The 26291-nt window shown below is 41.4% G+C and carries 21 protein-coding genes; 13 read left to right on the top strand and 8 right to left on the bottom strand.

Annotated features, from left to right (window positions below):
- Window positions 1-105: 105 nt before the first annotated feature.
- Entirely contained in the window at window positions 106-690 is a 585-nt protein-coding gene (locus tag DV872_RS10335; protein WP_114629854.1) for a class I SAM-dependent methyltransferase, read from the top strand.
- 34 nt (window positions 691-724) lie between these two features.
- Here DV872_RS10335 and DV872_RS10330 read toward each other — a convergent pair whose 3' ends face one another.
- Window positions 725-1180, bottom strand: coding sequence for a MarR family winged helix-turn-helix transcriptional regulator (locus tag DV872_RS10330; protein WP_114629853.1), 456 nt, complete (start codon window positions 1178-1180; stop codon window positions 725-727).
- A gap of 259 nt (window positions 1181-1439) precedes the next feature.
- Here DV872_RS10330 and DV872_RS10325 point away from each other — a divergent pair, with 259 nt between their 5' ends.
- From DV872_RS10325 to DV872_RS10315, 3 genes are all read left to right on the top strand, one after another.
- Window positions 1440-2891 carry an ATP-dependent DNA helicase RecQ gene (locus DV872_RS10325; protein ID WP_199563461.1) on the top strand — a complete coding sequence of 484 codons (1452 nt, stop codon included), beginning with the start codon at window positions 1440-1442 and terminating at the stop codon, window positions 2889-2891.
- Between the two features lie 271 nt (window positions 2892-3162).
- Window positions 3163-4995 (top strand): adenine deaminase, encoded by a 1833-nt coding sequence (locus DV872_RS10320; protein ID WP_114629852.1) that lies wholly within the window; start codon window positions 3163-3165, stop codon window positions 4993-4995.
- 48 nt (window positions 4996-5043) lie between these two features.
- Window positions 5044-6225, top strand: coding sequence for an OmpA family protein (locus DV872_RS10315; protein ID WP_158546914.1), 1182 nt, complete (start codon window positions 5044-5046; stop codon window positions 6223-6225).
- A 32-nt stretch (window positions 6226-6257) separates the two neighbouring features.
- On the opposite strand, the gene DV872_RS10310 is transcribed toward DV872_RS10315, so the two are convergent.
- Together DV872_RS10310 and DV872_RS10305 are read right to left on the bottom strand one after the other, a co-directional pair.
- On the bottom strand, window positions 6258-6722 hold the full coding sequence (locus DV872_RS10310) for a hypothetical protein (RefSeq protein WP_114629850.1): 465 nt from the start codon (window positions 6720-6722) through the stop codon (window positions 6258-6260).
- A gap of 27 nt (window positions 6723-6749) precedes the next feature.
- Window positions 6750-7052, bottom strand: coding sequence for a hypothetical protein (locus DV872_RS10305; protein WP_114629849.1), 303 nt, complete (start codon window positions 7050-7052; stop codon window positions 6750-6752).
- 119 nt (window positions 7053-7171) lie between these two features.
- Between DV872_RS10305 and DV872_RS10300 the strand changes: the two genes are divergently transcribed.
- The 7 genes from DV872_RS10300 to DV872_RS10270 all read left to right on the top strand — a co-directional run bounded on the left by DV872_RS10300 (window position 7172) and on the right by DV872_RS10270 (window position 15120).
- Window positions 7172-8152, top strand: coding sequence for a helix-turn-helix domain-containing protein (locus DV872_RS10300; protein WP_114629848.1), 981 nt, complete (start codon window positions 7172-7174; stop codon window positions 8150-8152).
- A 4-nt stretch (window positions 8153-8156) separates the two neighbouring features.
- The gene (locus DV872_RS10295) at window positions 8157-9368 is read left to right on the top strand and encodes an FAD-dependent oxidoreductase (protein WP_114629847.1); all 1212 of its coding nucleotides are present in this window, start codon (window positions 8157-8159) and stop codon (window positions 9366-9368) included.
- Window positions 9369-9658: 290 nt separating this feature from the next.
- Window positions 9659-10336: a sulfite exporter TauE/SafE family protein gene (locus DV872_RS10290; protein ID WP_114629846.1), complete on the top strand. Its 678-nt coding sequence runs from the start codon at window positions 9659-9661 to the stop codon at window positions 10334-10336.
- Between the two features lie 25 nt (window positions 10337-10361).
- Window positions 10362-11033, top strand: a complete 672-nt coding sequence (gene hypB / locus DV872_RS10285; protein ID WP_114629845.1) for a hydrogenase nickel incorporation protein HypB — start codon at window positions 10362-10364, stop codon at window positions 11031-11033.
- A gap of 41 nt (window positions 11034-11074) precedes the next feature.
- The gene (locus DV872_RS10280; protein ID WP_114629844.1) at window positions 11075-13765 is read left to right on the top strand and encodes an FAD-dependent oxidoreductase; all 2691 of its coding nucleotides are present in this window, start codon (window positions 11075-11077) and stop codon (window positions 13763-13765) included.
- A gap of 11 nt (window positions 13766-13776) precedes the next feature.
- A complete protein-coding gene (locus DV872_RS10275; protein WP_114629843.1) occupies window positions 13777-14118 on the top strand; it encodes a hydrogenase maturation nickel metallochaperone HypA in 342 nt (113 codons plus the stop codon).
- 69 nt (window positions 14119-14187) lie between these two features.
- Entirely contained in the window at window positions 14188-15120 is a 933-nt protein-coding gene (locus DV872_RS10270) for a DUF5692 family protein (RefSeq protein WP_114629842.1), read from the top strand.
- Window positions 15121-15319: 199 nt separating this feature from the next.
- Here DV872_RS10270 and DV872_RS10265 read toward each other — a convergent pair whose 3' ends face one another.
- Both DV872_RS10265 and DV872_RS10260 read right to left on the bottom strand, forming a co-directional pair.
- Window positions 15320-18004 (bottom strand): DEAD/DEAH box helicase family protein, encoded by a 2685-nt coding sequence (locus DV872_RS10265; RefSeq protein ID WP_114629841.1) that lies wholly within the window; start codon window positions 18002-18004, stop codon window positions 15320-15322.
- A 63-nt stretch (window positions 18005-18067) separates the two neighbouring features.
- Window positions 18068-18829: an N-acetyltransferase gene (locus tag DV872_RS10260; RefSeq protein ID WP_114629840.1), complete on the bottom strand. Its 762-nt coding sequence runs from the start codon at window positions 18827-18829 to the stop codon at window positions 18068-18070.
- A 228-nt stretch (window positions 18830-19057) separates the two neighbouring features.
- Here DV872_RS10260 and DV872_RS10255 point away from each other — a divergent pair, with 228 nt between their 5' ends.
- Window positions 19058-19717 (top strand): hypothetical protein, encoded by a 660-nt coding sequence (locus DV872_RS10255; RefSeq protein WP_114629839.1) that lies wholly within the window; start codon window positions 19058-19060, stop codon window positions 19715-19717.
- Window positions 19718-19731: 14 nt separating this feature from the next.
- Here DV872_RS10255 and dbpA read toward each other — a convergent pair whose 3' ends face one another.
- The 3 genes from dbpA to DV872_RS10240 all read right to left on the bottom strand — a co-directional run bounded on the left by dbpA (window position 19732) and on the right by DV872_RS10240 (window position 24256).
- On the bottom strand, window positions 19732-21111 hold the full coding sequence (gene dbpA / locus DV872_RS10250; protein ID WP_114629838.1) for an ATP-dependent RNA helicase DbpA: 1380 nt from the start codon (window positions 21109-21111) through the stop codon (window positions 19732-19734).
- Between the two features lie 63 nt (window positions 21112-21174).
- Entirely contained in the window at window positions 21175-22200 is a 1026-nt protein-coding gene (gene mnmH, locus DV872_RS10245; protein ID WP_114629837.1) for a tRNA 2-selenouridine(34) synthase MnmH, read from the bottom strand.
- Between the two features lie 4 nt (window positions 22201-22204).
- On the bottom strand, window positions 22205-24256 hold the full coding sequence (locus tag DV872_RS10240; RefSeq protein ID WP_114629836.1) for a sensor domain-containing diguanylate cyclase: 2052 nt from the start codon (window positions 24254-24256) through the stop codon (window positions 22205-22207).
- Window positions 24257-24487: 231 nt separating this feature from the next.
- Here DV872_RS10240 and DV872_RS10235 point away from each other — a divergent pair, with 231 nt between their 5' ends.
- The gene (locus tag DV872_RS10235; protein WP_114629835.1) at window positions 24488-26209 is read left to right on the top strand and encodes a flavocytochrome c; all 1722 of its coding nucleotides are present in this window, start codon (window positions 24488-24490) and stop codon (window positions 26207-26209) included.
- Window positions 26210-26291: the final 82 nt, after the last annotated feature.

Genomic DNA, 26291 nt, shown 5'->3' with positions numbered 1-26291 from the left:
CTCCCTGTTTCAATAAGAATGATGATATTAACAGAAAAGGATTCTTTTTCCGACATTTTTTTGATTTATTGATATCAGAAAACTACTGGCTTAAGATTATACAATATGGATCTTCAACGACATAAAAATATATTCAATACTATTGCACCCATCTACAATCTGTTTTACAAGAGGCAGTACAGAGGCTACGGTGAACTTCTGAATAGATTCGAAGCTAAACTTTGTATACCGGAAAAAGGGGCTGTACTTGATATAGGCTGCGGTACGGGAGCACTGCTTCAGGCATTCCGGAAAAAGGGCTATATCGTACAGGGTGTGGATCTTGCCGGCGGTATGCTTCATCATGCCAGACGCAGAGGGCTGGACTGCAGGATAGCCGATGTAATCAGAGGACTTGATTTTGGAGAAAATTCTTTTGATCTTGTAACTGCATCTTTTGTTGTCCATGGACTGGATAAAGAGAAGCGAATGATCCTCTTCAAAGAGGCAAAGCGTCTCTCAAAAAGTAAGGTACTGATCCATGACTACAACAGCCGCAGGAGTTTCTTTATCAGTTTCATAGAGTATATGGAAGGAGGTGATTACTTCAATTTTATTAAAAGCGGACTTGATGAAATGGAGGACGTTTTCAGCCATGTAGAGCTGATTCCGGTACGAAAATTCAACAACTGGTACATCTGTACAGTATGATCAATTAAGAAGCTTAACTGTTGGTACTGTAAAATCAGCTCAGTTTTGCCTTCAGTGTCTTTTCCATCTTGTAAAGAAAGCCTCTTGCTATGCGCATGTCTTCTTCATCTATTTGGGAAAATGTCTGGAAAAACTCATCCATTGAAGCTGATTCGGCTTCGTGGAATCTCGTTACTACAGCTGCACCTTCGGGTGTCAGAGAAAGATTTACAATCCTTTCATTCATCAGGTTTCTTTTCTTTATAATCAATTCTTTCACTGCCAGCTTCTTGATAATCTGTGAGGCTGCTGATCTGCTGATAAATAATGATGAGGCCGCATCGGAAACAGTTATCCAGGGCTTTTCAGACAGGAGAGTTAAAACATTCATCTCAGCGGGATGGTATGTTTCTCCTGCCTGAGAATATGACTGGGTACGCCTTACAGCAGTAAATTGATTATTGATTCTTATAAGCTGATTCATAAGATCATTAAACTCTTTTTTATTCATAACTACATAATATACTTAAGCTGCTTTATTGTCAAATTACTAATCTATAGAGTCTTGTTATGACCAATCAGCATTAAGTGACATCTTCTTATACTGTTACTCTTTATCAATATTTTGGGTTCTCTCAATAGTAAGCAGAGAGACTGCCGAAAAATAAATTGCTCTACACATCATTCTCTGTTCTTGAATCTGCTTCTTATTTGGGTTATGTTCATTGGACTCTAAAACCTTAAACTCCACCTAATCAGGATCAGAATATATGAAAGACAACTACCCCCTGAATCCATTTGAGATTCTTAAAGATTCATTTGGATACGATACATTTCAGGGAGATCAGGAAAAAATAATCACCCGTCTTCTCGGCGGTACCAATAAACACAGTCTTGTTCTTATGCCTACGGGTGCGGGAAAGTCACTATGCTATCAGGTTCCTGCACTCTGCTTTAAAGGCGGCACAATTGTTGTCAGCCCCCTTATCTCACTGATGAAAGATCAGGTGGACTCTCTAAAGGCTCAAAACATTAAGGCATCCTATATCAACTCAACAGTAGACAGAAAGGAGAGAGATAAAAGACTTGAAAACTTTATATATGGAGATACAAAGCTCCTCTATATAACTCCTGAACGTTTCAAAAATCCCGACTTTATGGCAAGGATTAAACGGGCTGACATATCTCTTCTGGCTGTTGATGAGGCACACTGTATCTCTGCATGGGGGAATGACTTCAGACCGGATTACAGTCTTATAGGTGACTACAGAAAGGCTCTGGGAAATCCCCTTACGGTTGCACTGACGGCTACTGCTACACCGAAAGTACAGAAAGATATATTGAACTGTCTGAACCTTGAAGATTCAGAAGTAGAGATCTTTAATCAGGGTTTACGCAGACCCAATCTAATTCTTGAAGTCGAAGAGATGCCTGATGATGACAGCAAGCTTGAAAAAATCATCAGAATTATTGCAAAGAATCCCGGAAGCGGTATTGTCTACTTCTCCCTTATCAAGACTCTGGAAACCTTTTCAGCGGCACTGGACGGCCTTGGGGTCTCACACCTTGTCTATCATGGGAAGTTGGACCAGAAAGAGAGGAAGGGCATTCAGAACGCTTTTATGAGGAGTAATGAACTTGTTCTTGCCACTAATGCATTCGGAATGGGAATCGATAAAAAGGATATCCGCTATATCATTCATGCCGAGATCCCCGGAAGCATTGAATCCTATTACCAGGAGATCGGCAGAGCGGGACGTGACGGTAAAAACGCACTGTGCTCCATGATGTATAATCAGGACGATCTGACAATCCATATGGACTTCATCAAATGGTCAAATCCTGAACCCTCTTTTTACAAGAAACTCTATATGTTTCTCAATAAAGAGATGGAAAAAGTTAATATATTCGGTCTGGATTATCTCAAAGAACAGCTGGTTTATAAGAATCGTTTTGATTTCAGACTGGAAACAGCTCTAGGGATTTTAGAACGTTATGGAGTTACATCAGGCAGTATTCAGTCAAAGAACTTCAAACTGATCTCTGAACTTCCAGAATATCTTGTGGATGAAGAGCTCCATGAAAAACAGATAAATCATGCACGCCGTCAACTTTTAGGCATTGTAAATTATTACAAAAACGAAGAGTGCCGCTTCTCATTTATTGAAGATTATTTTGGAATGAGCGCTGAAGCTGCCTGTGGAATCTGTGATAACTGTTAATCCAGAGCTCCAATAAAATCAGAATACTTCCTGCAAGTTTCTGGTGTTGCCTCAGTATCTCTACACAATCTCATTGAATAAAAATATTTTATCACTTCTTCATATTCAGAGGAGTCGGTAGTCCCCTTCTCCTCACAAATCCTCTGCAATATGCATTTCCATATCTGCTTTTTAAAAAATGCATAATCAATAATATCAATATTTTATTTATTCAGTTATCATTCTAATTACATTTTCAATACCAACATCAACCCTGAGGAGATAAACCCGAATGGACTTTAAAACTGCTGTGATCAAACATTCAGAAATAAGCAGAGAACTGGCTGCCGTTGCAATGGGACAATTACCTGGAGAAATAATCATACGTAACGGAAAACTTGTTAATGTACTGACAGCTCTGATTGAGGATAAAACGGATGTCATATTATTTGGTGGTTTCATTGCCTTCGTAGGTGATGCATCAGAGCATCCTGTCGGAGATACGACTCAAATTATCGATGCGGAAGGGAAATATATAATACCCGGTCTTATAGACAGTCACATGCATGTTGAGAGTTCCATGATTGATTTAAGGTTTTTCGCTGCCGGAATTCTCCCACACGGTACAACAACAATATGTCCCGATAACCATGAAATGACCAATGTATTCGGACTGAAGGCTGTTGAACTGTTTCATAATACCGCAGAAAATCTTCCACTGAATGTACTCACTGCCATGCCGGTATGTGTACCTTCAATTCCGGGGATGGAGAATGCAGGATCACAGATTGGAGCCGAAGAGGTAAAAACAGCCTATAAAGAGGGCTGGGCTGAGCTTCAGGGAGAACAGATGAATTTCCCCGGTGTTATATTCGGAGATCCGCATGTACACAGCATAACCGCTGAAGGTGTGAAAGCTGACAAGGTTCTCACAGGACATTATGCTTCAGCAGATTTAAACCGCGGTCTAAATGCGTTTATTGCTTCAGGAATGACTGCATGCCATGAAAGTACAACTGCCGATGAAGCACTTATGAAAGTTTCCAGAGGGATGTACGTACAACAGCGCTTCGGAACTGCCTGGCTTGATCTTCCCAATCTGATCCCGGCTTTTCTCGATAATCCGGAAATGGACACAAGAATGTTCACCATGGTAACTGATGATGTCACCCCAGTCACAATAACCGAAGAAGGTCATCTGGTCCGTGTCTTGAGAGAAGCCGTCAAACTCGGTGTTCCATCTCTGAAAGCACTGCAGATGGTGACTGTAAATGCGGCTCAGCTGCTGGATAAGTCCAGGTGGATCGGTTCGGTATCTCCTGGAAAATCTGCTGATATTCTTCTGGTTGATGATATGAAAGACTTCAATATCTCAGTCGTAATTTCCAACGGTACCATTGCTGCAAGAGATGGAAAACTTTGTATTGAGATACCCCCTTATGAGTATCCCGACTGGGCTTTGAATTCTATTCATATTGATAAACAGAGTGCTGATGATTTTATTATTGCGACTCCTTCTGATGAATCAGTTGAAGCCAGAGTCATCCGTCTGATCCCCGGAATGGTTTATACCAAAGAAGAATCAATGGTTCTGAATCCTGTAAACGGCAGCATTCAGGTGAATGGAATAGATGACCTGGCGAAGATGGCCATGATATACCGCCATAAACCAACGATCAGTGATGCTGACCGTAAAGCCTTTGGACTGTTAAGGGGCTTAACTTTAAAGCCTCATACAGCCATTGCAACCACAGTTTCCCATGATTGTCATAATCTGCTTGTCATAGGCACCGATAATGCTGCAATGGCTCTGGCGGCGAATTCTCTTATAGAATCAGGAGGCGGTATCACTGTAGTACAGGATGGAAAAATATCGGCTCTGCTGGCCCTGCCCTTTGCCGGCCTCATGAGTCTGAAACCCATAGCGGAAGTTTCAGAAGAGCTGAAGTCTGTCGAAGAAGCAATCCGTCTGGCCGGTTGTCCCCACGACTCGGTCGAAATGACTATCAGCCTGCTTGGTCTGATTGTGTTGGGAGAGCTGCATCTCTCTAACAAAGGACTGGTGAGACTGGTGGACGGTGAGCCTCCCTGCTTTGTCGATTTATTCAAAGAAGATGAAAAATAAGAGTTCTCACCACTCTTACAGGCCGATTAAAAAGATATGGACAGTAAAATGAAAGTTATCAGGTTTTCAGTATTTTCAATTATGATTCTTGTCAGCGGAATATTAACAGCCGATGAGCAGGAAATTGCCTTTAGCCATACAGAGGGACAGGTTCTGCATGCGGATTCCCTTGTAGATGAAACAGTTTATATAGATGGATACCTCAGTCATCAGGCTGAGATTGATGAATTTTCTGTATCCACTGTCAGATCCGTCAGTGATGAAGGAATAGCTGTCCTGGATTCAAGTTTCCGTACTGTTGAGCGTGTTGATGGTATACCCGGTACACTGGAATGGATAAGCTCAGAAACTGTCCGTATAGAGAGAGACAGCAGTGGATTGATGTCCGTACCCGAAGATGCATCCCGTCCTGTTTTACGTAATGTGCCCCGCTTTCCGGACTATCCTGTCAAACCTGGAGATTACTGGAGCCTTCCTGCGGAAGAAGTTCATATTTTCCGTATAAGGAAATCTCTATATGGTCCCTACAGAGGTCAGGTTCAGGTTCTCTATAACTATTTGGAAAATCTCGAAATTGAGGGCCAGACATATGCCCGGATATCCATTCAGTATAATATCTATCTTCCTGTGAGAAGCGCAAATGAACCCATCAAGCTGATTACCGGTCAATCCTTTCAGGAACTGTTATGGGATATTGAGAACGGGAAGCCGGAACTTAAAACTGAAGATTTCGAGTTTATGATGGTCATGGAGGATGGAAGAACTCAGGAATTTGTAGGAAAAAGCAGAACAACTTACCGTCTGAACGAAACACTGAACAGCACGGGTGCAGCTGAATCCCTGAAATCTGAACTTAAAACAGTTCCGGGAATATTTATTGAGCAGATTGACGATGGAGTAATGCTCTCAGTAATAGAGACAGACCATATCCTCTTTGAAGCGGAATCTGCAATTGTATCGGAGGATCAGCGATACAGACTTGAAAAACTGGCCCGCAGTCTGGAAGCCTATACTGACAGGGACATTCTGATCAGCGGTCATACAGCTGATTACGGAACATTTGAAGGTCGTAAATATTTATCCAGAAACAGAGCTGCAGCAGTTGCAGATTTACTTTTTCCCGGAGGGAGAGAGGGAACTGGAAAATTATTTCTCAGAGGAGCAGGTAATACAGAACCCCTGGGATCTGATAAAGAGGACCGCCGGGTTGAGATTCTGATACTGGACTGAGAGATTCAGAAATCTACCAGTAACACCCTCAATTACTGCAGAGCCTCTTTGAGCAATACCATGACTTCCCGTGCCATTTCACTGATATCCGATGTATTTTTTAGTGAGGCTGTTGTTATACCGTCCACATCACTGTATTCACCATAGTTATCTTTGGATGTTTTTGGATTGGCATAGCTGGTTACTATTACCATGGGAGGGTAATTACTCTCTTCAAGTACTTTGATCAGGGGTCTGTTCATGTGTCCTGCTGTTCCTCTGTTAATTATAATCAAAGCATCATACTTATCCAGGGACCAATCTTTTATTTTTTTCACAGATTCTTTCTGAGTGACCATAAAAGATTCGGCTTCAGCCAGTTTTAATACTTCTTCTGCTAGCTGAGTCTTGAAATCAGATGAATCTACCGCCAGCAGCAGCTGGATCTTCTCTTCCGCATTAATTGAAAATATTGACAGAATAATTAATACTGCAATACACAAAGCCCTTCGTTTCATTCAATTCTCCTCTCTTTTCATTTAGAATCACCGGCACTTCCGGCTGGAGGCACCGCTACCGCTGCCTCCGAATATAATACTCGCACCTAATATGAATCCAAAATTATACCAGAGACCGTTGTTGTGAATTTCATATACAGAAATTGAATCCTTAAAAAGTGAGATAATAAATATGACAGGAGATGCAACACCGTGCCAGAGACCCATCCAGAATCCTGCGACCTCCCCTTCTTTATCCGGGACTCCTTTCATGTCATTTATACCTGGAGCACATGAACTCAGAATCAGTGTAATAACAAGCATTAAAAGAATAATTTTATTTCTTTTCATATCTCTACTCCTGCAAATTGCATAAGATGTTTTAATTTTAAACCATTTCAACTTGTATTTCTGTCATATTTATTGCAAACAGGAGTCAATTAACCTATCATGTGCACAGAATTTGAAAAATGAACCAAATATTGACAAAAGAACAGAGAGAAGAAATCCTCAGTTATGGCAGTGAATATGGCATCAGTTCTGCCTGCCGAAAATACTCAATTTCCAGAACCATATATTATAGATGGCAAAGACGATTTGAAGAGTCAGGAATTGAGGGACTTAAAGACAGAACACGTCATTTTGTTCCAGTAAACAAACTGACTCCTCAGGTGGAAGAAACTCTATTCAGAAAGGTAGCAGAACATCCTGATTACGGGCCTCTCAGCCTTAAATGGCTCATGGAAGAAGAAAAAATCTATATCAGTTCCAGCGGAGTGTATAACATTCTGAAGCGATATAATCTCTCCAGAAGAACTGAGAGAGAGGTCTTCAGCAGCAGAAACCGGAAGAAGAGACCTCTGCCTACCGATTTCAAGGCTTCTCACGGGCAGCTCTGGCTCTGTTGGACCGATGAAAGAACTGATCTGCTTCCGGATAAAACAGTATATCAATATTCAATTATTGATGTATCAAGTGGTATATCCTGCTCCCGTATCTACAATGAAAACAGCTGTACATTCGCTTTGGACCTTTTACTCGGACTTGCTATTCCTATGGGAAAAGAACTGCTTATGAATCCTGAGCGAATCATAACCCCCAGAGATAAAATCTACACAGCCCTTAAACCCAGAGGAGAACATCCATACTCTAAGACTCTCAAATCCATGGGCATCAGACAGATTCAATGGGATATAGATTTTAAGGATTTTAAAGGTCTTGCAGATGAATTCAGCAGACAAAGTCATATCTTTTTAAATACCAGAGCAGAAAGCTGTAGGGATATGGAAGAGCTCAGGTCAAATCTTCAGAACTTCTTGAGACAGTATAATCTGGAGGATCCCCTTACTTCCGGCCCGAACAAGGGATACTCTCCTTTAGAGAATGTCCGCAGAAGTGTAAATCAGAAAATAAATCTCCCTCTCTGGGCATATCTGGACAGGCAGTATTAATAGTATGGAAACAACAGCAGTAATTGGTGCCGGATACTCCGGTTTGATAACAGCCTATCAACTTCAGAAGGCTGGATATGATGTAACTGTTTTTGAAAAGGCTGACATACCCGGAGGCCAATGCCATAGCCTGCCGGCAGGTGGAGGAATAGTTGAACTCGGATGTGTTTTCGGAACATCCCCTGCTCTGGAAGAGTTATGTCATGACCTTGAGGTCAAAGTTGAACGTAACTATTTCTATCGTCAGTACCTTGATAATCATGGACAGAAGATTCCGCAGCTTGATGAAACTGCCATTCAAAAATTCAAAGATGAATATAAAATGCTGCCATCCTTACTCTCAAAGTATGACATATGTCTGAATACACCCGGCTTTTATAATATTCCGGAAGAACTGAAGATGAATTTTCAAAAATGGTGCAGTTTACATGATATTGAAGTGTTAACTGAGATCTTCTCTGCCTATTTTTCCTGCTACGGATATGGAGAACTGGATACGATCCCGGCTGTGTATGTACTAAAGCATCTGGACCTGAGTTCACTATCTTCTCTGGTAGAATCAAGAAAAATAATAACATTTCCCCAGGGCAGTTCCAGCATCTGCAATGCTCTGGCACAAAAACTGTCCGATATCAGGTACAACTCCGAAGTTCTGGAAATATCAAATGCTGATGATGAGTCCATATTAATAAAAACTGAACTTTCCAGTGAACAATTCTCAAGGGTAATAATCACAACACCCTTAAAGTCCGGCATAGTCAGCCATCCTTTCTTCAGCCGGGCACTGGATACTTTTATTACAAATCCCTCAAATACACTTGTTTACAGGATTCCCTCAGCTGGTCTGGTAGACTCGTTTGTTGTAAATAATACCCACAAAGACGGGAAGCTTCGCCTTATTCATGTAAACAGCAGTAACTCGGAATATCAGATGATCTCGGTGTACTCAAACGGATACCTGGAGATGAAAGAGCTGGATTTATCCATGAGAGAATCATTATCTTCTATGGGTATCGATTCCGCCGTTCTCACAGCATCAAAAAAATGGAATTTCTTTCCACATGTAGAATCTGCAATGCTTTACAAGGGCTTTTATGAGGAACTGCAATCAAGACAGGGCGAAAAAGGGATCTATCTTGGAGGAGCATTAAGCTGCTGTTCCAGCCTTGATAAAATAACGGAGTTTACATCTGCTTTTATTCATAGATATTTCTGATATTTTATTTTTTTTGATTTAGCTTAATGTTTACACATATTCCTATCAAAGCAGGCTCAAGAATATAAAAATAACAACTTAGAAACAGTTGTACTTAATATTAAATGATTTCCAATATTTCTCCGCGTTGTAAATACGAAGGTAAATCATTAGATTCTACACTATTCGGTATTTTTTTACCTATTGCCCGTTTCTTATTACATCCATTAAAGTCCAATTATCAGATAATTATTTTACAAATTAAATCTACTTTTTTATCTGAGTAAATGATTCTAAGGACTAATTAAAAAATGGAACAGAATTTTCTAATACTGCTATTTTCAACCTTTATGGTCGGATGTGTACATACTCTGCTGGGCCCGGATCATTACCTCCCCTTTATTGCCTTGAGTAAATCAAAAGACTGGTCTCTAAAAAAAACAGTCATTATAACAGCTCTATGCGGGATGGGTCATATATTATCCGGTCTGATTCTGGGTATAGCCGCTGTATCAGTTGGCAGTATCCTCACGCAGCTGGAATTCATAGAAACCGTGCGTGGTGAAATTGCCGCATGGTCATTAACTGCCTTTGGATTTATCTATTGCATCTGGGGTATCAGAAAAGCTGTAAGCAACCAGACGCACAGTCATTCGGGACTGCTCTCTCACAACCATGACCATAGTCAAAAGAGTTCCAGGAAAGAAACAACACCCTGGATTCTGTTTCTAATCTTTGTCTTTGGCCCCTGTGAACCTCTTATACCTCTGATTATCTATCCAGCTGTCAACGATACGGTATTCCATACAGTGCTGGTCGTTCTGGTATTTGGGCTGAGCACTCTGCTTGTCATGCTCACAGTGGTCATCTCATCATCCTACGGTCTTAAAAAACTTATACGTTTTCCGTTTTTTGAACGATATGGCAATGCAATGGCTGGAGGAATCATCGGTTCATGCGGACTGGCAATGTCCTTTCTGGGACTCTAATTCAAATATTTAAACAGGAGAAATTATGGACAAGTTCAAGGTTCTGGAAATAAAAAAAAGCGTTTATGAAAGTAATGATAAAGAGGCTGAAAGACTCAGAGCGGAGCTTAAGGAAAAAGGTGTTTTCCTTCTGAATCTCATGTCTTCTCCCGGTTCAGGTAAGACCACAACCGTACTCAGAACTATCGAAGCTCTGAGAAATGAGATGTCAATCGGTGTAATGGAAGCCGACCTGGACTCCTCTGTGGATGCTGACACTGTATCAGAAACCGGTACAAGGGTTATTCAGCTCCATTCAGGAGGCATGTGTCACCTTGATGCTTTAATGACAAGACAGGGTATTGAAGGCCTGGGTACTGACGGCCTTGATTTTGCAATACTCGAAAATATCGGCAATCTGATCTGTACAGCAGAGTATGACACCGGAGCATCTAAAAATGCCATGATTCTGAGTGTACCCGAAGGACATGATAAACCTCTTAAGTATCCAATCATGTTCTCCATGGTTGATGTCCTTCTGGTAAATAAAATAGATGCTATGGATTTTTTTAATTTTGATATGAATGCACTCACTGAATATGTCACCAGACTGAATAAGAATATCAGGATCATCCCCATTTCTGCGAAGACAGGAGAGGGAGTTGATGAATGGACAGACTGGCTTCGAACTGAAGTGAAAGCCTGGAAACTGAACTGATGAATTCTGAATTAAAAATACTTTTATATAAGGGGAATTAAATGGCCAGCGAATTATTACTGGATCTTGCAAATAAAATCAGCAGAACAAAAAGAGGATCAAAACTGGAGATCAAAGCAGATCATCCGGAATATCTGATTATGGAGCCTGTAATCACTGATGAGATGGCCGAAGTTGCCCTCCACCTTGAATTAAGACAGCCCATGACCGCCGAAGAAGTTGCACCACTTTGTGGTAAATCTGTTGAAAAAACAGCAGAACTCCTCTGGGAAATTGCTGACGCCGGTATGGCATTTGTCAATGAGATTGATGGTGTTGATAAATACTGGATTGAAATATGGGTTCCCGGACACATGGAAATGATGGTCAATCATAAGGAGAATGTAAAAAAATATCCTCAGATTGCGAGAGCCTTTGATGCCTATGGACTGAAGAAAGGCCCTATGGGAGTCGGTAAATTCCCTGTTGGACTAGGCCCCATGCGGGTTATTCCTATTGAAAAAGCTATTGATGGCAACACCAAAACTGCCTCATTTGAAGAAGTATCAAAATATCTGGAAGAGAATACCATCTTTTCACTATCAGACTGTGCATGCCGAACATCCAGGGAAGCCATGGGAGAGGGATGCGGACACTTGAAAGAAGACATCTGTATTCAGATGGGTCATGCTGCGGAGTACTATATTCGTACAGGAAGAGCAAAGGAAATAACCAGAGAAGAAGCTGTCGAAGTTATTAAGAAAGCTGAAGATAACGGTCTGATGCACTCCATCCCCAACCTGGACGGTCCGGGTAAAACACATGCTATATGTAACTGCTGTGGCTGCGGCTGTTTTAATATGAGGCTGGCCAGCCATTGGTCCAATCCTGATATGACCCGCTCCAATTATGTATCTGAAGTTGATACTGAGAAATGTGTAGCCTGCGGGGAATGTGTTGAAAACTGTCCCACCAATGCTTTGACCCTCGGACAGAAAATCTGTTCCGAAGTTGTTCCGGCTCCTAAAAAACAGGAAAAGATTCACAACAGTGAATGGGGTGCTGATAAATGGAATCCCGATTACCGGACCAATAGAAAAGTAGTCAGTGATGAAGGCAGCAGCCCCTGTAAGGCTGAGTGTCCTGCACATATTGGTATCCAGGGTTACATCAAACTGGCCTCACAGGGGCACTATAAAGAAGCTCTGGAACTTATCAAAGAGGAAAATCCCTTCCCCGCAGTATGTGGAAGAATCTGTCCCCGTAAATGTGAATCTGCCTGCACCCGTGGTGATATTGATGATCCCATCGCCATCGATGACATCAAGAAGTTCATCGCAGAGAAAGAACTCAACAGCGACAGCCGATTTTTGCCCCGTATAAAACATGACTATGGTAAAAAGATTGCTGTGGTCGGTGCCGGTCCTGCAGGACTCTCCTGTGCCTTCTACCTGGCGATTGACGGCTATAAAGTAACAGTTTTTGAAAAACAGAAAGCCCTCGGTGGAATGATGACTCTGGGCATTCCCTCTTTCAGACTGGAAAAAGAGGTTGTCAATGCTGAAATTGATGTACTCAAAGAATTGGGTGTCGAATTTAAAACCGGTATTGAAGTTGGATCTGAGATCAGCCTGAAAGAACTTCGCTCTCAGGGCTATGAAGCTTTCTTCCTGGCTATCGGAGCCCAGGCCGGCCGCAAACTGGGAATCGAAGGTGAAAATGCCGAAGGCGTTATCAGCGGAGTAGACTTCCTTTGCAGCGTTAACCTTGGAGAATCAACAGAGCTGAAGGGAAAAACTATTGTAATCGGCGGTGGCAATGTTGCTATCGATGTGGCCAGAACGGCTGTCAGAGTCGGTTCTGAAAAGGTCGATATGTTCTGTCTTGAAAACAGGAAACAGATGCCTGCCCTGGATGAAGAGATTGAAGAAGCACTTGCCGAAGAAATTGAAATAAATAACTCCTGGGGTCCTGTTCGAGTACTGACAGAAAAAGGAAAAGTTAAAGCGGTAGAGTTTAGAAAATGCCTCTCTGTATTTGATGAGAACGGTCGATTCAGTCCTTCTTATGATGAAAATGACATCATGACAGTGGAAACAGATAATGTTCTTATCTCTGTAGGTCAGTCTATCGAGTGGGGAGAAATCCTTACAGACAGCAAGGTTGAATTAAATCCTAACAATACGATCAAAGCCGATCCTAAAACTCTTCAGACTGCAGAAGAAGATATTTTTACCGGTGGTGATGCCCTCACGGGTCCCCGTTTCGCTATAGATGCCATTGCCATAGGAAAAGAAGCAGCTATATCCATCCACCGCTATGTTCAGCCCGGTCAGGATCTTCTTATAGGTAGAACCATTCGTGATTACCGCTCATTCGATAAGGACAGTCTTGATCTCGGCGGATATGACAAAATCCCCAGAGAAACAACTGCTCATGTATCTGCCAAGGATTCAAAAGAGACATTCAAAGATCTGAGAGGAACGTTTACTGAAGATCAGATCAAAAAAGAGACCGAGCGCTGTCTTGGATGCGGAGCTACAGTTGTTGATGAATACATGTGTATCGGCTGCGGAGTCTGTACAACAAAATGTAAGTTTGATGCCATCTCCCTTGTTAAGAAATATGACAAACAAGGAGTTGATCTTGATGATCTGAAGCCTGAAGTTGTCAAATATGTGATTAAACGACAGATAAAAATTGCTGTGAATAAGCCGCTGAAAGCAATCAGTAAAGCATTTTCAAGGGTCTAGGGAGATATAAAGTGCACGAATTAGGTGTCGTTATAGACATAGTGAAAAAAGTTGAAGAAATCGTAAGAATCAATTCATTGACTACTGTCGACACACTTGTGCTGCAGATCGGTGAACTCTCTTCTATGATACCGAGATATGTTGAATCCTGTTATCCTGCGGCCGTAGACGGAACATTGCTGGAAGCAACGAATCTGCGAATTGAAATTCTCCCGGGCCTTGCCCGATGTAATGACTGCCATAATGATTTCAATCCAATTGAACATCAGGAAAGCTGTCCTCACTGTTCCGGTAATAATTGTATAATTACTGCCGGCAGAGAATTTATGATAAAAGAAATTATTGCCTGCTGAAACATATTTCAATTGATTTCAGCAGGACAATAATAAAATGAAATAAGATAATTTAGAGGAAGAAAATCGATGGGTCTTTATGATGTTCCCGGTATTGAAAACTGGGCAATTATGCTTTTTGTACTGTTTGCCTTGATGGCATTTAATGAATTGGGAAGAACAACAAAATGGGGTGGAATTGCTCTGTTCTTTGTTGTTCCTGTAGTACTGACAATATTTGTCTGGCCTACAACTGCTGCTCCCGGCAATGAATACGGTACAGGAACATGGTTTAACTGGGTAAAGACTTATTCTGCTTTGGCAGGATGTCTGGGATTTATGGCTATTCGTTTTATTCCGGGTCTTTCCAAAAAGAAATGGGCTCTGGCCTTCCCTCCTTTTATTCTGGCACTGAATATTTTTGAAGCCTGTCTGAGAGACTTTCAGTGTTATGGATTCGCAGCATGGAATGGTGCCTATATCGATAATTTATTTGTTATGTCCGGTCCCTGGAATATTATAAATGGTATTGCAGGGATTCTGAATATTCTAACCATCTGCGGATGGGCGGGTATTATAATATCAAAAGATAAGACAAAAGACATGATCTGGCCAGATATGATCTGGGCCTGGATTATTGCCTATGACCTGTGGAACTTTTCCTATACATACAACTGTATAGCCGATCACTCTTTCTACTGCGGACTGACACTGCTTCTAGCCTGTACAATACCCGCATTCTGGATTAAAAAGGGTGCCTGGCTGCAGCACAGAGCCTCAACACTTGCCTTCTGGATTATGTTTGTAATGACCGTCCCCAGCTTTGCAGACCGCATTGCTCCTGTACGAACGACACATAACCCCAGAGCATTTCTTATTGTAAGTATTGTTTCACTGGCAGCTAATGCCGCTCTTTTTATATATCAGATCTATAGAATCAGACAAAAAAAACTCCATCCTTTGCGTGATGAAGTCTATTTCGATACTGAGACATATAAGAAAACTATAGAATTTTACGCCTGATTAACTCGTAATTATATAAAGAAATATCAATTGCAGGGACAAAGGATCTTCCTTTAGAGGGAGATTCAATCACAGGGTACAATATTATTGAGGCTGACAGCATGGATGAAGCTGTGAAACTTGCCGAGACAAATCCCTATATAGACAGCATCAGAATTTACGAAATGATGACTGAAGAGTAGCTTTGCAGCACAATTACTTATGCTTTCCAGCTATCAGTAATTTCTGTTCTCCCTATAAAGTATGATGATAAAGAACTGGATCTGGCTTTAACAAGAATACTTCGACCCTCTTGATTCCTTGTATAATAGAGTTTTGATTTTCCCATTACTCTCTGCCAATGTTTATGAAATAATACTGCTTTATCCTTATTCACAGCAAACAGAGATGGAACAGCATGATAATCCAGGGTTTTAACAGGAAATCTATTTTCTCTGCTCAGAATGTAGCGTGGTTTATCGACCTGCTCCACAATTTCTTCCATGGCTTTTAGAAATTGAGATTGTTCATAAGATGTGCAATGTCTCAGACTGCAATAGACAGTTCCATCTGATGCTGTGTCTGTATTTATTGTAAGAGCCTTCGGATTTTCAATCATTCCAAGATCCACCATTGTATTGATAACAGCATGTGCAATCTGCTTGAAGCTGCGCTCCACCGATCCATGGCGGAAAAAAAGGATCACAGCTTTAATTGATGACTTCATTATACTCAGAATAAAAACGATACTTAAGAGTACGGCAATACTGGAAAGATTTTTCAATGATAGAAAGGAACCCCGCAGCAGGGATTTTATGGCAGATGAATACAGCTCCATTACAAATAGGAAACTGGCTGCAATCCCCTGGAGACAAAGATATTTCAATGTATTCCGAAAGATATAAGTTCTGTTGATATTCTCTTTTGAGGTCTTTAACTCTTTAACAATTCTACCGTCCGATGATGCATCAATAGCCTTAAACCAGCTATTGTAAAGATTTCCTCTCTCGGCTGCCTGATCCTTCATCTGATCGTTTAATCTCTTAACATCCAGTTTTCTGAATTCAAAGTCTTTTAGATGAAGACGTTCGGTACCATTACAGATAAGTTCATTTTCATTATCCAGACCCGTAAAACATTTGAATCTCTGCTCAAGAAGATCCTTATCATAATTATTGAATCTATTCTTTGTATCCAGACACATAAGATGCCAGATATTGGATGTTTTGTGACTGTCAGCCCTATCAGTCCTGATAGCCCTCCCCCTGATCTGATTGGACAGCATATAGGAACCCACAAATGTGGCCATAACCAGTGAGTTTATTGCGGGACAGTCCCAGCCCTCTCCCAGAAGAGACTTTGTCCCAACAATAACATTGATATACCCCTGTGTCAGAAGATCGGTAATTATGCTGACAGTTGCATTCTTCCTGGAAGAAGAGAGGCTCAGCTCTGAAAATCCTTTCTGAAGCTGAAGGCTGTTCAATTTAATATCATTTTCCGAAAGACCATAAACGGCAGCAATCTCATAGACTGCAGCCTGTATATTGTCCGGTATGATGCAGATAGAGCCACTGAGTACTGCAATTTTACTGCGATACTCACTGCTTTTAGCTGTTTCTGAATCAACAAGATATTTGAAAATAGGGATGACCCCGAATTTATCAAGCTGCTGATTACTTTTCAGGGCCTCTTTCCTGACATAATCAGAAAGGACCACCAGACGCAGTTTTTCACCCAGTGTTTCATACTCGTAATCAGCTATATCCCGGATACTTCTAAACTTTGAAATACTGCTGCTCATAAGACGATTGAAATCCTGCTTAATCCTGAGAACCACTCTTTTATTCTCAATTGCTGAGTTTTCTCTGAGTTTTATTCTGATCTCTTTTATCAAGGGCTGATTTTTAAGTTCTGCATCTTTATATATGGCATTGCTTAAAAGGATCTCCATCCACTCACCGCTTAATCCTGGAATTTTCTTCCTGGAGAGTCCCAGAACTTTCACCAGTTCAGTAAAAGAGTTGTTCTCTCTGCTGTTAAGGAAAATAACAAGGGAAGCATAGTATTCAATATTTTCATAAATGACAGTTTGATATTTTTCCGGTTCACACACCACGTTGTGGGAGGCCAGCAGAGCCTCCAAATCGGGGTCATTTACAATTTCATTCATCACTTCGTCAATCTTTGTATAAAACTGATCAATAGACTGATGCTCTTGATCACTGGCTTCGGAAAAATATATCAGATCCTGATGAGGACAGAGATTCTTCTCTTTTACAAGTTCGGGAACTGAGATTTCAGCATCTACCGGACCGCATAGCTGCATATATCGATCCCACTCTACTGCAGTGCTGTCATAGGGAGGTGTGGCTGTAAGGGATATTATTTTAATATCTCCCAGCACAGAAACAAGTTTGATAATACTTTTCCACCACTCAGTTTTTAAATGATGTGCTTCATCCAGAACTACGACCTGAATATTATTCTCTTTCAAGGTCTTCATCAAATCAAAATCCGGTGTTACTTCAGCTTCCAGCTGCATATCATCACTTTCTTCAAGAGGAATATTCTTGCCTGATATAGCACTGTGCAGGCCCTGGTAGGTGGCTGAAGTCAGACCTGCAGGATCCTTCAGGGAGTAGGAATAATCTGTAAATTTATTATTACTGAAAAGCTCCACGAAGCGCTGTATCCATTGATTTCTGACGGTGATTGTGGGTGAAAGGATCAGGGTCCTTTTGTTCAGCTGCCGGACAACCTCCAGTCCAAGTACTGTTTTTCCGGAACCGGGAGGAGCAATGATATGCAGTTTATTATCCGAGAGGTGAGTTTCAATCTCCTGGAGCACACGCTCCTGATACCCTCTCCAATTATATTTAAAACATATTTCTTCATCGAACATAAGCAGGCCTCATTCTTTGATAAACTTCAAATAATAACTCGGGCCTATAATAAACTAAAAGGATTATTTATTCACGATCTTATCAAAGCGGCTGTCCATACAGACACTGAGGTCAGTTGTTACAAACTTCCCCTGAGAAAAGAGGGAAAAGATCGTTGCCGGTGTGGGAGAGTTCTGAGCCTGCTTTAAAGTCTCCAACTTTATCACTTTGAACTTAATGTTCCTTTTCTGTCCAGTATCTGTCAATGACTCTTTTATATGAAACTCAGTAAAGGGACAACGATTGGAATAGTAGACAACATAGCCCTCTTTATCAGGACACTCCCCTGTTTTTGCAGATTCATTAAAACGGGGAGGAACAGCTTCATCTCTGAAGGGTAAATATAATAGACTGAACCCTGCTTCATTTGAATCACACTCTATGAATCCCTGTTTCAGGAGCCATTTAGTATCACTCATAAAATGATATTTTTTTTTACCAACCACAGTTACCAGGCCTGCCTTCCCCTGGTCAGTTCCTTCTTCTACAGCCTGCCTTAATAAAGCTTTTCCATGACCCTGACCTTTATACTTTCCCGATACCCAGAAGCAGCCTATCATGATGTAGTCAGGAGCAGCTACGGGAACCCAGGCAGTCTCAGCAGGACTGTATTCCATAAAGACTTTAGCCCGCTCATCAAGACGTTTAAAGCTGTGACCATTTGAGAATTCTCTGCCCAGCCACTGCTTCTTCAATTCATACCCTTCCCGGCATTTTTTATCCGAGATAGCACAGCAGATATGTTCATTTTCAATATTCTCAGTATTTAATTTTATATAACTCATACAGCTCTCCTAAAACTTCTTTACAGGTATGCAGATATCTACCCTGGTCAGCTCAGATCATACTGCAGATATTCTTCCATATAATCGATAACTCGATTGATACTGTTTAAATAATGAAGATTACATTCCATAATGTCCTGATTGTATTTCGAAAAGTTCAATCTATAATATATTCTATATTTAGAATTTATTAATGCGGAATACTATTATTTTTCTAAGGAGTAAAAAATGAAAAGATATTTGACCTTTATAGTATTGGTGATGCTGAGTTCAACTCTCTGGGCACAGTCAGAGTTCTTTAATACCATTGAATTTATAAATAATACCAGAGAAGATATTATTTACCTTTTCTTCTCACCTGCTGACAGTGAATACTGGGGACCTGATGTTCTTGGAGATTCCAGAACTCTCTCTTCCAAAGGAAGTATCGAGTTTTTCATCTCCTATCCCAATGAAACAGATAGTTTTGATTTCATGGCCATCGATACATCAGGAAATGTTTATGAGATTTATGAAGAATCAATAACTGACGAATATGCCGCCCAAATTGTAATTAATAAAACATCAAAATCAGATGAGATTGATCTGGATTCTCTTGAAGAAGAACTTATCGGACTTGAAATTATTAATGAGACAGGTCTGGAGCTCTACTATCTTTTTATGTCTCCATCAGATTCTGAGATGTACGGAATTGATTTTATGGACAGTGAAACAACTCTGCAGCCGGGAGCATCTGTTTCAGTGCTCCTGTTCAACAGCAATGCAGAGGTGGATTATGATATTCAGGGGATGGATGCCGAAGATGATACATTTTCATTCTCTCTGACACTTGATCCGGAACTTGAGTATCAGTTTGTCGAGATCACAATGGATGATCTCGATTTTTGACATACTATGTTCTTTCAGACTTCATGATTCATGGCTCTGAAAGAACGACCCTTAATTGTTCCGTTGTCCAGAATTTTAAAAGCCCGTTCCGCACTGTCCCGTCTTACGGCTACAAATGTAATGTAATCCAGGCGGTCGATCTTACCAACTTCAGTTCCTGGAATACCGTCTTTCACGGTGAGTGCTCCCAGAATATCACCGGGGCTTATTTTATTTCTCCTCCCGCCGTTTATGGAGAGAGTAACCATTTCGGCAGCCAGAGCTGAAGGATCTTTCAGTTCTGTGAAATCCAGTCTTTCCGGCTGGTAATGACTCTTAGTAAATTCATTGATAAGCTCCAGTCTGTACATCTCTTTGGATCTCATGAGGGAGAATGCCAATCCTTCGGAACCGGCCCGCCCTGTCCTTCCGATACGGTGGACATAGGTTTCGGTTTCAAAGGGGAGATCATAGTTGATAACGGCACCAAGTTCTGAAATATCAAGTCCACGGGCGGCCACATCGGTCGCTACAAGGATTCTACTGCTGCCGTTGGAAAAGCGGATAAGAACTTCGGTACGTTCTTTCTGTTCCAAATCACCATGAATGGCCAGACAGTGAAGACCGGCATTTTTCAGCTCCTCTTCAACTCGTCGGCAGGCATCCTTTGTATTACAGAAAATCAGACATGATTCCGGACGGTGTTTATCCAGAATAGAAATAATGCCTTCTCCTCTGACCTGAGGAGTCATTTCATAAAAATGCTGCTCGATAACAGTGTCTTTATGCTGGGATTCCACTGTGACTTCAACGGGATTATTCATTACAGACAAACTGAGGGCTCTTATATCATCAGGAAAGGTAGCTGAGAAGCATAGAGTCTGTCTTTCGGGAGGAGCAAAGCCTATTATATCGTTAATCTGATCTATAAAACCCATATCAAGCATACGGTCAGCTTCATCGAGAACCAGAGTTTTCAGCTCATCAAGAATCAGAGAGCCTCTGTGAAGGAGTTTCTGCACACGCCCTGGTGTTCCTACAACAATATGAGCCTGATGGCTGAGAGAATGTTCCTGCTTGTGCATAGGAAATCCACCGGTAATTTTTACAAGTTTGATATTGTGCTGAAAGCGTGCCAGCCGCCTGAGTTCATCAGACACCTGTTCTGCCAGCTCTCTTGTGGGGCAAAGAATCAGGGACTGAACCCTGTAGCGTCGGGTATCCATATTTTCAAGTAGACCTATTCCGAATGCTGCAGTTTTACCGCTGCCTGTTTTGGCCTGTGCCAGAACATCTTTTCCTTCCAGGATGGGTGGAATACTCTGTTCCTGAATGGGAGTCATAACCTCATAGTTAAGATCTTTAATTGTATCAAGAAGAGCTCTTGAGAGTGGTAATGTGTTAAATGCGTTCATTGGCTGAAAACTATCACAGAAAGAAGACTCTGCTCAACAGCTCTTAATTGCCTCAGCCGGTTTTTAATTATTTATTAATTTCATAATTATATCAGCAGCTTTTGCGGTATCTCCGTTATCAAAGTGAACCTGCCCCAGGGTATCCCGGGTTTTCTTTGAAAGACTGTAATCGTAGCATTTATCATAATAGCAGAGAACTATGGACGCTGTTTCCTGAAGATCAGACCTTTCCAGGGCTTTCAGTGCTTTTCTGTAATTCTCATCGCCAAGTCTCATATGTATCTTTTCAATTGCCTCTACCAGAGGATTGATTCCCAACTGCCCATATTCACTGCATAGTCTCTCTATTCTACTGTCACGATCCATTTCAACATGGACCTGAGGAGAATGGCTCATCTGTTCATATAGAATAGCAGGGAGGAGAACCTTACCTATATTCATACTTTCGTCTTCAACCCAAATTCTCTGTTCCGGATTAAAGGCTCTGATTTCTTCGGAAAGGCAGTTTTGAAAATACTCTGTTGAAGGTTGAGACTCCATACCGATAGAGCCGAAAGCAGACCCCCTATGATTAGCTAGAGCTTCCAGATCCAGCACCTGTTCACCCAACTCCACCAGTTTTTCAAGAATTTCAGTTTTTCCACAGCCAGTCCTTCCTCCTAAAATGACAAGGGAAAGTTTCTTTTCAAATGAACTGAGAACTGATCTTCTGTAACTTTTATAACCGCCCTTCAGTCTGAATACTATAAAACCGGCATCTTCCAGCAGCGATGCAAAACGGAGGCTTCTCAAACCGCCTCTGGCACATAATACCAGTATTTGTCTATCTACACCGGTGATTGATTCAGCCTGTTGGAGATAGTTTGGAATATTAGGTTCTGCAAAGCTCTCTCCAAGTTCGGTGGCAGCCTCCTTCCCCTCATGTTTATAGCTCCAGCCGATTCTGGCCCTCTCTTCATCTGTAAAAAGGGGAATATTTACACAACCGGGGATATGGGCATGGTCAAATTCTATGGGGGAACGAACATCTATATGAGGCACTTTATCCTTGAGTTCCATGAATCTATCTATATCAACTAATTCCATCATATATTTATCTTAACCCTTTTAAAATCACAGATCGGACAAGATTTCTGCCTTCTTCTTTGGCCCGGTACATACAGTTGTCTGCAGCCTTGATTATATCATTTAAAACGCTCTTGTCTTCAAATCCGGGAATGATGCTGCAGACACCGATACTTACACTTAGCCGAATGGTTTTACTGCCTATTGTGACTGAGAAATTTTCAATTGTATCTCTAATTCTTTCGGCCTGAGCCAGTGCCTCATCGACTGTCAGGTCCTGTAGTGATAACAGGAATTCCTCGCCGCCGTATCGACCATATGAGTCAGAACTGCGCTGCAGATTATCCCTCAGTACTGTTCCTATCATTTTTAAACATTCATCTCCAGCATCATGACCCCATGTATCATTGATTTTTTTAAAATGATCTGCGTCAAGAAGCATAATATGGATAAAGGAAGCTGTTCTCCTGCATTGCTTCCAGCCCTGCTCCATTACTGAGAGGATGTGGTTTCTATTGTATATACCCGTAAGGGTGTCATATCTGTTGAGCATGGTGAGTTCTCTGTTTTTTGTTCTGATTGTCTCCGCCTGAAAGGCATTGTTCAATGCTATAGCTGCAAAGGAGCAGAGCATTTCCATAAAGTCACGGTCCTCATCATTAAATTTATTTTTCTGACTGCTGTAAATTCCAATGGCTCCGCGCCCATATCCTGTTTCAAATGGAAGGCATAGAACAGAAGAAACTGAGAGGGCCAGCAGATTCTTATCATAAGAAGAAATATATCTCCCGATCTCTTTTTCGATATCATTTATCAGCAATCCTGAGTTATTCCCGGCAACCCATGATATGACCTCCCGTGGATTTTTGATTTCAAGTGAATCCAGGGTACTCATCTCTTCAGGGGATGTATATAAATCGACATGGAGACAATCATCGCCATCAGGTATTTCACCTATGACACAGACATCAATTGAGAATAGATTGAAAAAAGACCTGGAAAGAGTGTTAAGAATTTCTCTCCTTTCAAGAAAGGCTGTGAGTTCCTGCCCCATTTTGCTGATAGCGGCAACTCTTGTATTTGTTTTCCGGAGCTGTTCTGTTTCGAGGAGCCAGAGATTCTCTTCCAGATCCTCAGATTTCATTAAATCAGTCAATTGCTGATATCGCTTATATTGAGCCAGTGCTCCCGGGGCATTTCCTTTGAACTCTTCAAGCTGAGAAAGAAGTAAGTATATTTCTCTGTGACTGACTCTGTTTGAATCACTGATCAACTCATCAGCATTTTGAAGATTATCTTCTGCCATATGGTAATCTTTCAATTTTAAATACTGTTCGGCTATATGAATATATAGGTCGGGTCGCTGTCTTCTGTTACTTCCGGCACAGATATCAAGAGCACTTTGCAGTTTCAATATTCCCTGTTTATAATCATTCATCTGACCGTATGTCAGTCCCTGCTCTTCCAATATGGCAATCCTGGCATCCATCATCCCCTCTTCTCCAGCCTGATATAAAGCCTTATTGAGAAATTCCAGAGCCTTTTCATTCTGCCCCAGGGCACGGTATGTACAGCCAAGATTGTTTAAAACATTCACAGTCTTGTCTTCTGTTTTTAATTTAATAGAGTTCTGAAAGAATCGAAGGGCCTGATTGTATCTGCCTGATTTGTACTGAAGTATTCCCAGATAGTTCATTGCTGTATATTCCATGGATTTCAATGAATATATCTCGCAGTATTCCAGAGATTCCTGCAAATGTATAAATGCCTGCTTCATTTTACCAAGGCGAATATTTACAAGTCCGAGAGAATTAAGGACTGCAGCGTTCGCTCTGAAATCTGTTCCGATTTTATTAAAAATATGCTGTGCCTGTTTGAGTTTTTCAAGTGATTCTACAAGCTGTCCACGCTCCATATCAACAAGTCCGGAGTTCAACTGTCCCCAGGCGATACCGATGGTGTAATTTAAATCTGCAGCCAATAAAACTGCTTGTTCTGTCAGAGCTGCGGCCTTTTCAATATCACTGTAAATAATATCAAAGGCCTTTCTATTCAGCTTGTCTATTTGTAATTTATTCAAGTTTAACAATCCATTATTAAATATTGATTCACATTACCTTTACTGACTCATATTACCTTTAATAAGAGATCAGTAAAAGAGTTTCAGGGTATTCTCTAATCTAATATTTTCAATAATCTGTGAACAATAAGACCATAAAGCACTTAATGGATATAAACATTGTTTTAATATTCAACTCGTAGTATTTTCAATTCGTTATTTATTTATCTAATAAATCAGGAGATTGTTCAAATGAAATCATTTATCCGTTTAATGAGTGTGCTGCTGACAGCATCACTTCTTTTAATCAGCTGCGGAGGCAAAGACCTTTATACAGCTGGAACTTATACCGGTGAAGGACAGGGCCACGGTGGAACCATCGTGGTATCCGTAACCGTAGACAGCAAAGCTATCCAGTCAATCGAAGTTGTTGAGAACCCCGAATCAGAATTCAGCCTGAAACCAATTCAGACTCTCATCGAAAGAGCTGTTAAAGCCAACAGCGGCGATATTGACGCTGTAAGCGGTGCATCTGAAACTTCAGCAGGCATGCTTGCTGCAATTAACGGTGCTCTGGCAAAGGCTGCTACAGGAAATACTGCAGCAATATCAGATAATAAAGATGCAAAATCTACTGCAAAAGATGAGACAACAGATATCGTTATCATCGGAGCAGGTGGAGCAGGTTTATCCGCGGCAAAAATTGCAGGAGATGCGGGTGCCAGGGTTATTGTTCTTGAAAAAATGCCCTTTGTAGGTGGAAATACCAACTATGCAACCGGAGGCCTTAATGCCGCTGAAACCGAGCAGCAGGCTGCCCTGGGAATCGAAGACTCTGTAGAGCAGTTTTATGAGGACACTATGAAGGGTGGTAAAAACCTGAATAATCCTGAACTGGTAAAGGTTCTGACACAGAACTCTGCAGATACAGTTAAATGGCTGATCTCCCTGGGTGCAGATCTTACAGATGTAGGCCGCCTTGGTGGAGCCACAAACAATCGAACACATAGACCCACCGGTGGTGCCGGTGTAGGTGCACATATTGTAAGCGTACTTGATAAGGTTGCCGAAGAAGTATCTGATATCAGAACTAACAGTAAAGTAGTTGCCATCACTTCTGACGCAAACGGTGTAACCGGTGTTGATGTTGAGAGTGAAGATGGAAACTACCATATAACTGCTAAAGCAGTTATCGTAGCTACCGGTGGATTCGGAGCCAGTCAGGAAAAAGTTGTCCGTTTTAAACCTGAATTAAAAGGATTCGGAACTACAAACCATCCCGGTGCAACAGGTGATGCTTTTGACCTGGTAAGACCTCTTAATGTTGCACTTGTTGATATTGAGCAGATCCAGACTCACCCCACAGTTGTTCCTGTTAAAAACAAGATGATTACAGAAGCAGTCCGTGGTAACGGTGCAATTCTTGTAAACAGAGATGCTGTACGTTTCATATCTGAACTGCAAACAAGAGATGTTGTTTCTGCTGCAGAACTTGAGCAGACTGGAAAAACAGCCTTCCTGTTCTTTGATCAGGGAGTCAGGGAATCTCTTTCAGCCATCGAGAAGTATGCAAAAGCCGGATATCTTACAGAAGCTGCTTCCATTGCCGAATTGGCTGGAAAGATGGAACTGAATGCCGCTGCTCTTGAAGCAACTGTGAATCAGTACAACAGCTATGTAGACGGTGGATCTGATCCTGACTTTGACAGATCCGACCTTCCCAGAAAACTGGAAACCGGACCCTACTACATGGTAGAAGTCGGTCCTGCAGTTCATCACACAATGGGTGGTCTTAAAATTGATACTGAGACCCGTGTCTATACAGAAGACGGAGAATGGGTCAGTGGACTCTTTGCAGCCGGTGAAGTTACCGGTGGAGTTCACGGAGCCAACAGACTGGGTGGAAACGCCATGGCTGATATCACAACTTATGGACAAATTGCAGGAGCCCAGGCTGCCGCGTACATAAAATAATTTAAGTTATTCCTTCGGGGGGCGGCACAGCTCAGCTGAGCTGCCCCCTTTTTATTTACCGGCTCTATGCCTATACTTTAAT

Origin of the sequence: Oceanispirochaeta sp. M1, from assembly GCF_003346715.1 — a bacterium.
GTDB lineage: Bacteria > Spirochaetota > Spirochaetia > DSM-2461 > DSM-2461 > Oceanispirochaeta.
This window is presented reverse-complemented; position numbering and strand designations above follow the sequence as displayed.

Excerpts from the sequence above, each read along its gene's own strand:
- DV872_RS10335 (WP_114629854.1), top strand. The coding sequence starts at position 106 with ATGGATCTTCAACGACATAAAAATATATTCAATACTATTGCACCCATC.
- DV872_RS10330 (WP_114629853.1), bottom strand. The coding sequence starts at position 1,180 with ATGAATAAAAAAGAGTTTAATGATCTTATGAATCAGCTTATAAGAATC.
- DV872_RS10325 (WP_199563461.1), top strand. The coding sequence starts at position 1,440 with ATGAAAGACAACTACCCCCTGAATCCATTTGAGATTCTTAAAGATTCA.
- DV872_RS10320 (WP_114629852.1), top strand. The coding sequence starts at position 3,163 with ATGGACTTTAAAACTGCTGTGATCAAACATTCAGAAATAAGCAGAGAA.
- DV872_RS10315 (WP_158546914.1), top strand. The coding sequence starts at position 5,044 with ATGAAAGTTATCAGGTTTTCAGTATTTTCAATTATGATTCTTGTCAGC.
- DV872_RS10310 (WP_114629850.1), bottom strand. The coding sequence starts at position 6,722 with ATGAAACGAAGGGCTTTGTGTATTGCAGTATTAATTATTCTGTCAATA.
- DV872_RS10305 (WP_114629849.1), bottom strand. The coding sequence starts at position 7,052 with ATGAAAAGAAATAAAATTATTCTTTTAATGCTTGTTATTACACTGATT.
- DV872_RS10300 (WP_114629848.1), top strand. The coding sequence starts at position 7,172 with ATGAACCAAATATTGACAAAAGAACAGAGAGAAGAAATCCTCAGTTAT.
- DV872_RS10295 (WP_114629847.1), top strand. The coding sequence starts at position 8,157 with ATGGAAACAACAGCAGTAATTGGTGCCGGATACTCCGGTTTGATAACA.
- DV872_RS10290 (WP_114629846.1), top strand. The coding sequence starts at position 9,659 with ATGGAACAGAATTTTCTAATACTGCTATTTTCAACCTTTATGGTCGGA.
- hypB (WP_114629845.1), top strand. The coding sequence starts at position 10,362 with ATGGACAAGTTCAAGGTTCTGGAAATAAAAAAAAGCGTTTATGAAAGT.
- DV872_RS10280 (WP_114629844.1), top strand. The coding sequence starts at position 11,075 with ATGGCCAGCGAATTATTACTGGATCTTGCAAATAAAATCAGCAGAACA.
- DV872_RS10270 (WP_114629842.1), top strand. The coding sequence starts at position 14,188 with ATGGGTCTTTATGATGTTCCCGGTATTGAAAACTGGGCAATTATGCTT.
- DV872_RS10265 (WP_114629841.1), bottom strand. The coding sequence starts at position 18,004 with ATGTTCGATGAAGAAATATGTTTTAAATATAATTGGAGAGGGTATCAG.
- DV872_RS10260 (WP_114629840.1), bottom strand. The coding sequence starts at position 18,829 with ATGAGTTATATAAAATTAAATACTGAGAATATTGAAAATGAACATATC.
- DV872_RS10255 (WP_114629839.1), top strand. The coding sequence starts at position 19,058 with ATGAAAAGATATTTGACCTTTATAGTATTGGTGATGCTGAGTTCAACT.
- dbpA (WP_114629838.1), bottom strand. The coding sequence starts at position 21,111 with ATGAACGCATTTAACACATTACCACTCTCAAGAGCTCTTCTTGATACA.
- mnmH (WP_114629837.1), bottom strand. The coding sequence starts at position 22,200 with ATGATGGAATTAGTTGATATAGATAGATTCATGGAACTCAAGGATAAA.
- DV872_RS10235 (WP_114629835.1), top strand. The coding sequence starts at position 24,488 with ATGAAATCATTTATCCGTTTAATGAGTGTGCTGCTGACAGCATCACTT.